The organism is Blautia sp. DFI.1.216, from assembly GCF_020594215.1.
In the GTDB taxonomy this organism is placed as follows: Bacteria; Bacillota; Clostridia; order Lachnospirales; family Lachnospiraceae; genus Blautia_A; species Blautia_A wexlerae.
Genome location: NZ_JAJDML010000033.1, coordinates 33,815 through 44,324 on the forward strand (window position 1 = coordinate 33,815; position 10,510 = coordinate 44,324).

The window sequence follows — 10,510 nt, forward strand, 5'->3', positions numbered from 1 at the left end:
TTAGAGTAAGTAGCGAAGTGGATAATTTTATCTGCTATAAATATGGGAGGACAATAAAATGAAGTTAGGTATTCTGGGAGCAGGAGGCATTGCCTCTACTATGGCGAAAACAGTGGCAGAAATGAAAGGTGTGGAGGTGTATGCGGTTGCTGCCCGTGATCTGGAACGTGCCCGGGTATTTGCACAGAAATATGAAGTAAAAAAAGCATATGGATCCTATGAGGAAATGCTGGCAGATGATGAGGTTGAACTGGTTTATATCGCAACCCCTCATTCACACCATTATCTGCATGCAAAGATGTGTCTGGAAGCGGGAAAACATGTACTTTGCGAAAAGGCATTTACTGTAAATGCAGAGCAGGCACAGAAATTATTTGATCTTGCAAAAGAGAAAAAGCTTCTGATCACAGAAGCAATCTGGACAAGATATATGCCGTCCAGAAAGATGATCAACGATATTATTGAAAGCGGCGTGATCGGCGAAGTTACGGCAGTTACGGCGAATCTCAGCTATACAGTAAGTCATGTGGAACGTATCCGTAAACCGGAGCTTGCAGGAGGTGCTCTTCTGGATGTAGGCGTATATCCAATCAATTTTGCTTCCATGGTGCTTGGCGATAAGGTAAAGGATGTAAAGGCTACTGCAATCTTTCAGAATGGAGTGGATATTCTGGACAGCATTGCCATGGTGTTTGAGGGAGACTGCATGGCAACCCTTCAGTGTGGAGCAAGGGAAATCTCAGACAGAATGGGAAGTATTTTCGGAACCAGAGGATATATGCAGGTGCAGAATATCAATAATCCGGAAAAGATTACAGTGTTTGATACCGAACATAAAGAAGTGGCTTCTTATGTTGTGCCGGAACAGATCTCAGGATATGAATATGAGGTAGAATCTTGCATGAAAGCAATCCAGGAAGGAAAACTGGAGTGTCCGGAAATGCCTCATGCAGAGACAATAAGGATTATGAAAATCATGGACGATATCCGTAAATCCTGGAATTATGAGATTCCCTGTATCGAATAAAAAGTGTGGAATAATCTTATAAAAAAAGACCAGTAATGTTTTTGATATATACCCGAAACGTTACTGGTTTTTCTTTTCTGCTATAATGGAAATGTAACAAAAAATCTATTGTGTCTTGATTTTACCAGATAAATTTATAAAGAGGATTTTATCATTATCTGTCGTGTATCATTGCTTGTTCGTGGGGTAAAAATCATTTATAGCTTTTTTGAATAAACCACCTGCTTTTATTGTATTTTTGAATTTTTGATTATTAATGGGAAAGGGTATAATAGAAGTTACAGTAAACAGAATGGATAAAAATACCAAAAAAGTAGGTGAGAAAAGTTGTATTATGTTGGAATTGATATTGGTTCGACGGCTTCGGAGATTGCTTCAAGGCTTCTGGATGAGGGGATTGATGTAATGAGTGAAGGGGTTCGTGTAGCTGCTACAGGATATGGGCGCGTAGCTGTGGATTATGCAGATTTTGTGATTACGGAGATTACCTGTCATGGAAGAGGTGGCAGAGAACTGGCGGGAAATGAATGTGCAATTATTGATGTGGGTGGTCAGGATACGAAAGTAATCCTGGTAGATCAGGGAATGATCCAGGATTTTCTTATGAATGATAAATGTTCTGCCGGAACCGGGAAGTTTCTGGAGATTATGGCGAATCGACTGGGAGTTACCATTGCGGAACTGTTTGACCTGGCAGAACAGATGAAATCAGAAACTGAAAAATGGAAAAAATATAAATTAATTGTAGAAATCAAAAAGACATAACGACTGACGAAGGAATGAATAGGATTCTTAAAGGAATTAAATTGATAAGATATGGAATATTTTTTGGAAGAAACAGATTAATTTAAATTTGCATTTTGGTTCGGGGTCATTAGAATACTTTTAATGCCAGAAATACAGGATCTTTTATAGTTAGTGATATATTATGATAATAGCTGAATATTATTGATTGGAGGAGATTCTATGAAGTCAAAGAAAGTAAAGAAAATATTGTTGATTGCTTTAACGTGTGCAGCAGTTTCTACATCTGTCTCAGCAGAAGCTGCTATGAAATCGCAGATAACCGTTGAAAGTAAAAATAAGTATGAACAGTTGAAAATTTCAGAGAGCCGTGTGTATGGAGAATACCCAACTGGAGATTATAAGAAGATAACACTTCTTCCTTCGGTTTCTAAAGTAGAAAAATTTTGTTTTGAAGATAATTTGAATATAGAAGAAGTAGAGTGGATAGCTTCAGTAGATACTGTTCCAGTTTTTGCCTTTAGCACATGTCCAAAGCTTAAAAGGGTAATACTTTCTGATAATGTGAAAAAAATTGGACAAAGTGCATTTATATACTGCGGTGAACTGACGAGTGTTAAACTTCCCCAAAATCTTCAAAGTATAGATTTTTTTGCATTTGCTGACTGTCGAAAACTGAAAACGTTATATATACCTGAAACAGTTACTGAGATAGGTGCTGAGGCGTTCATAAATTGTGATTCTCTAACAGTTCATGGAAAGAAAAATTCATATGCATACTATTACTGTAAGATGAATGGTATTCCTTTTGTAAGTGAGGGAACTGCTTCAAAACCAGAAACAAATCGTCCGTATATAAAATCTGTTGATTCAGATATAGTAAACAAACAAATCTATGTTACAATTGATTTGAGCGGAAAAGTAAAGAATGCAGATGGATATCAATATCAAATATATGATGGTACTAAGGTATTAGCTAATAAAAATTCTGCAAACACAACCTGTATATTAAAAAAAGTGCCGACTATGGGATTTGCCAGAGTCCGTTCTTATACTGTTCAAAATGGTAAAAAAAGTTATAGCAGGTGGTCTAATGAAATGCGTATGCCTCCTGTTAAACTAAATAAAGATAATATAAAATTAATAAAAATTACCGGGAAAAAGAAAACAGTAACCGCACAGTTTGGAAATTTAAAATACAGTGATGGGTTTGATTGCGTACTTAAGAATGCAGATTCAGGAGAAAATATTGTATTAAAAAATCAAAAGAAAAATACAGTTACTTTTAAAAATATAAAACCGGGAGTTTACTATTTGAAAGCGCATGCATATACGTTGTTGAATGGTATTAAACAGTTTGGCGTATGGTCAGATAATAAAAAAGTTGTTGTTAAATAGAAAATTGGAATTATAAAAAGCAGGCGAAAAACTGCCTGCTTTTTATAATGGAAATTTATGCTGTTATTGATGTAGCGAAATCAAGCTGTAATAAATTCAAGCGTATTATACTGAAAGAAGCCGTCAGTGGATGCTAAACCACTGGTGTGGGTAGCATCTTTGACATTGGCATTGCACACAGCGATTAATTTATTATTTTGATCCAGAGCCACTGATTCCAGTTCAAAACTGTTATATGTGCGGCCCTGAGCATCTTTAGCAGGAATATCTGTAACAAATCCAAAATCTGGGTATAAAAGTTTGCTATCATCAAGTTTTTTCAGATTATAATGAAGCAAAGTGTTTTTTGTTGTGATTTTAGTCGTTACTCCACTTACATTATGTGGATTACTGGTTCCGACAAAAAGCCCTAATTTATTGTGATAAAAAATATCCTGAGATGTAGGCTGACCGGCATTTATCAGTGTGCAAAGATAAGTGGCTTTTACATTTTTTTCATTTTCAAATGCACATTTATAGAGTTTTAATGTTCCGTCAACAACGGACAATAATAAAGCTGTATTTGCCTCATAAAAATAATTAATTGCTTTAAGAGCAAATGATTTATCGTTATCGTTGGGAGTTACTGTATATGTTATTTCCTCATCCTCTTTGTTACTGCTGATAGCAACCACTTTGTTATTTCCTGCGACAACAAAGAATTTTCCGTTAAAACAGCTCATACCGTTGGCATGACCTAATAAACCGTCAGTGAATGTTTTAAAGTGAGATACACCTGCGCTTGTATTCATATAATTTTTACAGTAGCCAAGAACAGCGACTTTATCTTGACTTTGTTTTATAAAATATGGAGTATTGTTTCCGTTAAAGGATACACATCCCAGATTGGTTGTTTCATAGTTGGGATCTACTTTGGTAGGCACACGGGCTCCTGCTCTAAAACCGCATGCAAAAGTATAGGTTTTACCGGAGTAGGTAATGCCTTCCAGTACAGAGAATTTATCTTCTGCGGTTCCATCGGATGTTATAACATTGGATGCAAGCACAAGGTGATTGGCTTTCATACAGATTGATTCAAGGTTGTACTGTTTATATTCACCTGTTTTATTTACATTGATGACCGCACATGGAGTGTATTTTTTACCTTTATCATCAGTAAGATGATAATCAACTACCAGAATACGGTTCTGAAGTGTTGAAAAAGTGTTATTTGTCAGGATAAATAATCCAAATGAAGTGTGATAGTAGATATCCTGGAGCTGTGTGGTATAACCAAAGCCTGAGTTAGTAACTGTGAATGTACTTGCTGCTTTAGCAGCCTTCCAGTCTACAACACTGAAGGTTAATGTCCCAGCATTGCTCTTGTCAGCGTAATGCATAATGATAAATTTCTCGTTAGTTCCGTCAGCAGCAGTGATACCTAATGCGCCTTTTGGACAAATTTCATTGATACTGTACGTACCGAGCTGATTGCCTTTGGTATCCAGTTTTACGATGGTTGTAGAACCGCCGTAACCTTTATGGTCTTCTGCAAGCATATACAGATAATTTCCAATTTTGGTAAGTCCCAGAGCGAACCAGTTCAGATCTTTTTTTACGGCAGTTGCTTTTGTTGCCATGTAGTCAGTCGTTTTGAGTAATGTAGTTTTAAGACCGGTTGTCTTTACGCAATACATATCTGACCCCACAATTGCAATTCCCGCTACGTTTGTTGCACCTTCATCGGGAATTAGTGCATGGTCTACGGGTGTAGCTGAAATGGTTAAAGTTGTTCCATTGAATGTTCCTGGCATAATTTTTTTGCCTCCTTTAAATTTTTGGAATTTGCAAATTCACTTTGTAAAGAGACGTTTTTTCATGATTTGTAAACCGGAAATAAAAAATAAATACAGACAGGAATTATTGTTTCAGAATGATAAAAGATATAGTACTTTATAAACGGGTAAATTTGTTTGTGAAAGAAATTAAGTTAATCGATTATTTCTTTATAATGCAGGAACGGATACACTTCATCTGTCTGATTTTCCGCAGAGCAGGTATTTTGATTTTTCCTATTCACCGATTTTCGATACGAATACAGATGAAGAAATGCAGACTGGAAGTTGTGCTGCTGTGGATATTGTTGATAAGAAGAATCTTCCTGCCGGAAACTATGAGGAACAGGATTCTTTTATTGTAGGAGACCGGATTTATCAGGGACTGGCAGATGCTGTTGAGCCTGTGACTGGAATTACCAATGGTGCAGAAAAAACAGCTCAAAGTTTTCTGGTCAACGGATCTCTGGAACTGAATGAGGATGAAAATAATGAAGGACTGGACACTGCCGTACAGATAATGGTACAGGTGGATGCTTATCAGACATTAAACAGACCAGTTATTGATACGCGGTGGACCAGAGGGATCACAAATTATGCAATGATTATTTCCTGAGGATCTGCAGATTAAAAAAGACAGGCTAAATGCTGCAGACTCTTTGTTTTATGGGGAACAAGATGGAAGAATAAGATTCATGTCTATCAAAATACATTTAATGCCATAATTACAAAAATTCCTCCATCTTGTGATATATTAACATTAACGGTTAAATATCACGGAATGGAGGAATTTTTATGAATAGAAAAGAGTTCTTAGCGGTTGTTATTTCAGCAGCACTTGGTTTATCCGGTGCTCCGGTTTATGCATCAGAATCTGCAGCATTTTCTGATGGGGAAGTACAGGAATATGGAGCAGAAGAAGAGAAACAGGAATTCCAGACAGATAGTCAGGATCCTGAAACTGATACATTTCAGGATGAAGTGGAATCAGATGCAGATACAGACGGATTTGTGGATGAAGCAACAGGAGTATCCTCAGGGGAAGCGGATGCGAATGGATTTACATATCAATATCTTAAAGAATCTGATACATACCGCCTGACAAAGGGAACAGATACAGAGAATGTCATAATACCTTATGAGTATAATGGAAAAGTAGTCTCAGAGGTTGGAGAGAGAGCTTTTTACGGATGTATAAACATAAAGACTGTGAAAGCAGAAGAGGGAGCTGACAGAAGGAAAAATCGTATCCGCATTGATAAATCTGCTTTTGAGAACTGTGAAAATCTCAGAAAAGTTTCTTTTGATCAGGGAGCGAAGCTAGAAAGCAGGGCATTTTATAATTGTCCGAAGCTGTGGGAGTATACAGGGGTTTCCTACTATGATTCTTTTGATACAGAAATAGAACAGGATTCTTTTGACGCGGATACAAAGGTAATATTCAGAGCAGGAGATAATGGAATTCCGGAGACTGTTAAGGCTTTTGCAGACAAGAACAGGGTATTTATGGAAATTACGGATAATGATAATTATGTTCTGACAGATAAAGATGGTACTTCTTATTATGATGACTGGAGTGAAGGAGATTCCAGAACATTCTGCGTAGATTGTGATGATACAATGGCATCGGTAAGAGTGTGGTCTGCTGTGGAAGTGATTGGACGGAAAGCTTTTTATGGATGCTCAAATGTAAAAAAAGTGCTCATTGAGAGGAAAACTTCAACGATTGAGTCAAAAGCTTTTGCAAAGTGCAAAAATATGAGTATTATTATGCCTTCCGGTATAACAGCAATCAGTGACGATGCTTTTGATGGTGCTTCTGGCATTACTATTTACGCGGATAAGGGCTCTTATGCGGAAAAATATGCAAAGAAACATAATCTGACCTGTAAGACAATACCAGCACCGACAGCAGTACCGGTACCGAAACTGAAAGTATCTTATGATGCAAAAAATGGTAATGCTACATTAAACTGGACTCCGGTAGAATATACTTTTCAATATTATATTTACAGATATGATACAGCCACAAAAAAATATAAATGTGTAAGCAAAGTTGACCAGAATACTACGTCATATAAGCCTGAGAGCTCTGCAGGGAGAACAGTGAAATACAAAGTCCGGGTGAGAACATTAGCCGGAATATATACAGACCAGTACAGTAAGAAGAGTAATACAGTGACTGTCCAGGGACGACCGGGGAATGTAAGTGATGTTTCTAAAAAGAAGAAGGGGAAAAACCTTACGTTTAAGTGGACAAAGGCAAAAGGCGCACAGGGATATATTCTGTACAGATATGATGAAAATGCCCGGAAGTACAGAAAAATTAAAACTATAAAAAATGGAAATGTTACATCTTATACAGATAAAACCGGAAAACTAAATAAGAATGAAAATTATTATGTGAGAGCATACTGTACAACTAAAGATGGTACCAGATTATATGGATGGTACTGGGCGTAATAATTTCAGTCCCAAGAGCTGAAAAGCTGTTTCTGTTGGTACTCTCAATACTGGCTTTGGAGTCGGCTCATTCCATACGTTTTTTTACCGACACTTTTTATCCGGTATTACGAAAAAGTCGCTGAATGCCTTTTATTATGCGTGTTCCTATGCCAAAGTTGATTGTTCAGGCTTTATGAATGTAACAGCTAAAATAGCCCTGCATCTGATTCCTGAATCTCTAAAGTCACAACCAGTATTTATTCGTTTCGCTGGTATTGAAATCAGCTACTATGAACAGAAAACTTTCTGGTCGCTATGCAGCTACATGGTACGGAGCTGCAAGGGCATTGAGATGATGATTAATCTTATTAACATCACTTACTGTGGTATGAAACTATTGTCATATCAGGATGAAAAATTTTCTGATTATCGTGATAAAAGCGTGCAGGATTTCCGTTTTGCATTAAGCGAGTGTATCCGCCAGCAGGTATTTTTTGCTACTTTCGTGAAAAACATCGAAACCCGAATAAAATCATCCTCAGTAATAAATGCCTTAAAACGGGCGATTGTTAAGCAGGAGCATTATTTTATAAAGTTGTTTGTTTGTCCTCCTTTAAATGAACTTATTTTGAATTGATGTTTACCAGTTACACTAAATAAAGAGTAGAAAAAACAGAGATTGTAAACCAGAATAAAAATGAATCTATGAAAAGCAGGAAAGCTTTATCCAAAGAGAGATAAGATTTTTCTGCTTTTTTATATCGCGGGAATATTAGAAAGTAAATTTTTTCTGGTATAAAATTTTTCCGGACAGGAGTACTGGATAAATATCTGAATCAGGGACATTTGATGAGCTTTAAAACTATTTTACAGAAAATGGAAAGAAATATGGTATAGTAAAAATGAAATGTAATATTATTATATTTTATAATGATACGGAAATGGAGGAAAAAGCATTATGAAAAATAAAAAGATACTTGCATTACTTCTTGCATGCACAATAATGGCATCCGGTGTACCAGTGTATGCAGCAGATTTTTCGGATGGGACTGCAGAAAGTGTACAGGATGCGGAATCTTCTCTGTTCGGGATGGAAGACAGTGAACTGACGGAGGACACAATGCCAGCTTTTGCAGATATGGAAGAAAATGCAGATGCTGCACAGATTACAGATGGAAATAGCGAAGAGGAAGATCTGACAGGAGATAAAACAGAAGACAAAGGTACAGAAGGACTGGAGTATGAATATGTCCCGGAAATCGATGGATATCGTGTGAAGAAGGGCGTGAATGAAAAAGAAATCCGTATTCCGGAGAAATATGAAGGAAAAGAAGTTCTGGAAATCGGAGAAGGTGCTTTTGCAGGATGTGATCAGATAGAAAGAATCCGGATACTGGATCATCACAAAAATTTCAAAATAAAAAAAGATGCTTTTGAAAACTGTATCAGTTTAAGAAAAGTAAGCTTTTTTGGAGGAATAAAGGTAGAAAGTGGTGCATTTCGCAACTGTCCGAAATTATATGATTTTGCTTTAATCAATTATTATGAGGGTACAGAAGTATCCATAGCGGATGATGCGTTTGATGCAGACAGCAAGGTACTTGTGTCAGCAGATGGCGGACTTCCATGGAAAGGAAGCCCTGAGCCCTTTTTCAATGAAAATGGTGAAGATGGATGGCATGAAAAAGAGCAGGGAATGGATTACTGGGATTATGTAAAAAATAATGGTCCTTCACAATACGAGGGAACCCGTGTTGCTGATTTTGACAATTCAGTCAGTAAAGTTCGGATTAGAGATAATGTAAAAGGAATTGGACGGAAAGCCTTTTATGGAAGTGACAGGCTGGAAGAAGTACGTCTGGGAAAAGAAAATTACTTCATTGAGTCAAAAGCTTTTGCATCATGCATAAATCTGAAAAAACTGTTTATTCCATCTGCAACTACAGTGATTGAAGAAAATGCTTTTGAAAATTGTCCATCTCTTGTAATTTATACGGTCAAAGGATCTTATGCGGAAAAATTTGCAAAAAAACATCAAATCCCTGTCCGTTACAGTGCTGAAAATATACAGGATGAAAAAATAAAACTTCAGGTATCCAGAATTAAGAGGAAAGACGACCAGAGTTTTACAGATGAAATCAGACTGAAATGGAATCAACCGGAAATGGCAGACGGATATCTGATTCAGAAAAAAGAAGCTGGAGGTAAATACACTACCTGCTTTAATATAAAAAACAGTGATATCTGTACTACGACAATTTCACTGCTTACAATTTCAAGTTACTATGGAAAAGATATAAGTTTTCGAATCAGAGCTTATTCTACAGGAGTGGACGGGAAGAAAAGTTATACTCCTTATTCTTATGCAGAAGTTAGCTTCTGGCCGAAACAACCAGAAATTACGTCTCTGACGAAAAAGACAGACAGAAAACTGACTGTCAGATGGAAAAAGACAGCACATACAGATGGGTATGAAGTATGGAGATCTGAAAACGGGAAACCTTTTACCTGTGTGAAAAGGATAACCAATGGAAAAACCCAGAATTTTACAGATACGGGATTAAAAAAAGGAGTAACTTATACCTATGCAATTAAAAGCTACCGTATCAATTCATTAAAAAAGAAAATATATGGGGATATTTTTACGCAGACAAAGTTGAAAACGATTAAGTATTCATAATACAGAACAGCCGCCATATGACTTATAATTTTCCTGCACAGATATATTATTTTGACTGTGAAAGTGGATGCGGTAATGTTTGGAAGAAACATCAAACCGATCAGCTTCCTGTACAGCGGACTGCTGACGGTGGGATTTTCCATGATCGTCAATCTGTTTATGCACCAGAAGCTGAAGAAGATTGATATGGTTGAATGACCGCGCGTCGCATTCTCGTTACTTCAGTGATGACTTAAATGAAAAACTAAATTCCAGCTGTGGATTATCTCAGTAACTATGCGGGATTAAATTCTGTAATGCACCTTAACAATTCTATTTTTTTGTCTTATAATAAACCTGTAAGCACTCATGATTTATGTTTTTATGCATACTAACCGGGCATCTGAAAATAGTGTGCGAGAC

9 protein-coding genes are annotated in these 10,510 nt (G+C 36.8%); 8 read left to right on the top strand and 1 reads right to left on the bottom strand.

All coding sequences use genetic code 11. The features are described 5' to 3' along the window. The first annotated feature begins 58 nt into the window (after window positions 1-58). From LJE11_RS12795 to LJE11_RS12805, 3 genes are all read left to right on the top strand, one after another. Window positions 59-1,027 carry a Gfo/Idh/MocA family protein gene (locus tag LJE11_RS12795; RefSeq protein ID WP_008706623.1) on the top strand — a complete coding sequence of 323 codons (969 nt, stop codon included), beginning with the start codon at window positions 59-61 and terminating at the stop codon, window positions 1,025-1,027. A gap of 327 nt (window positions 1,028-1,354) precedes the next feature. After that, window positions 1,355-1,792 carry a BadF/BadG/BcrA/BcrD ATPase family protein gene (locus tag LJE11_RS12800; protein WP_008706621.1) on the top strand — a complete coding sequence of 146 codons (438 nt, stop codon included), beginning with the start codon at window positions 1,355-1,357 and terminating at the stop codon, window positions 1,790-1,792. A gap of 201 nt (window positions 1,793-1,993) precedes the next feature. Continuing rightward, window positions 1,994-3,169, top strand: a complete 1,176-nt coding sequence (locus LJE11_RS12805; RefSeq protein ID WP_144137059.1) for a leucine-rich repeat domain-containing protein — start codon at window positions 1,994-1,996, stop codon at window positions 3,167-3,169. A gap of 80 nt (window positions 3,170-3,249) precedes the next feature. Here the strand turns inward: LJE11_RS12805 and LJE11_RS12810 are convergent, their stop codons facing one another. Beyond that, on the bottom strand, window positions 3,250-4,962 hold the full coding sequence (locus LJE11_RS12810; RefSeq protein ID WP_008706617.1) for a hypothetical protein: 1,713 nt from the start codon (window positions 4,960-4,962) through the stop codon (window positions 3,250-3,252). A 319-nt stretch (window positions 4,963-5,281) separates the two neighbouring features. Here LJE11_RS12810 and LJE11_RS12815 point away from each other — a divergent pair, with 319 nt between their 5' ends. The 5 genes from LJE11_RS12815 to LJE11_RS19825 all read left to right on the top strand — a co-directional run bounded on the left by LJE11_RS12815 (window position 5,282) and on the right by LJE11_RS19825 (window position 10,306). Further along, window positions 5,282-5,599 (top strand): hypothetical protein, encoded by a 318-nt coding sequence (locus LJE11_RS12815; RefSeq protein WP_020993545.1) that lies wholly within the window; start codon window positions 5,282-5,284, stop codon window positions 5,597-5,599. 179 nt (window positions 5,600-5,778) lie between these two features. Continuing rightward, window positions 5,779-7,446 carry a leucine-rich repeat domain-containing protein gene (locus tag LJE11_RS12820; RefSeq protein WP_008706614.1) on the top strand — a complete coding sequence of 556 codons (1,668 nt, stop codon included), beginning with the start codon at window positions 5,779-5,781 and terminating at the stop codon, window positions 7,444-7,446. 175 nt (window positions 7,447-7,621) lie between these two features. Then, window positions 7,622-8,065, top strand: a complete 444-nt coding sequence (locus LJE11_RS12825) for a hypothetical protein (protein ID WP_008706612.1) — start codon at window positions 7,622-7,624, stop codon at window positions 8,063-8,065. A gap of 321 nt (window positions 8,066-8,386) precedes the next feature. Further along, window positions 8,387-10,108: a leucine-rich repeat protein gene (locus tag LJE11_RS12830; RefSeq protein ID WP_008706611.1), complete on the top strand. Its 1,722-nt coding sequence runs from the start codon at window positions 8,387-8,389 to the stop codon at window positions 10,106-10,108. A gap of 75 nt (window positions 10,109-10,183) precedes the next feature. Then, complete coding sequence (locus LJE11_RS19825) at window positions 10,184-10,306, top strand: hypothetical protein (protein WP_255655967.1); 123 nt, start codon at window positions 10,184-10,186, stop codon at window positions 10,304-10,306. The last annotated feature ends 204 nt before the right edge of the window (window positions 10,307-10,510 follow it).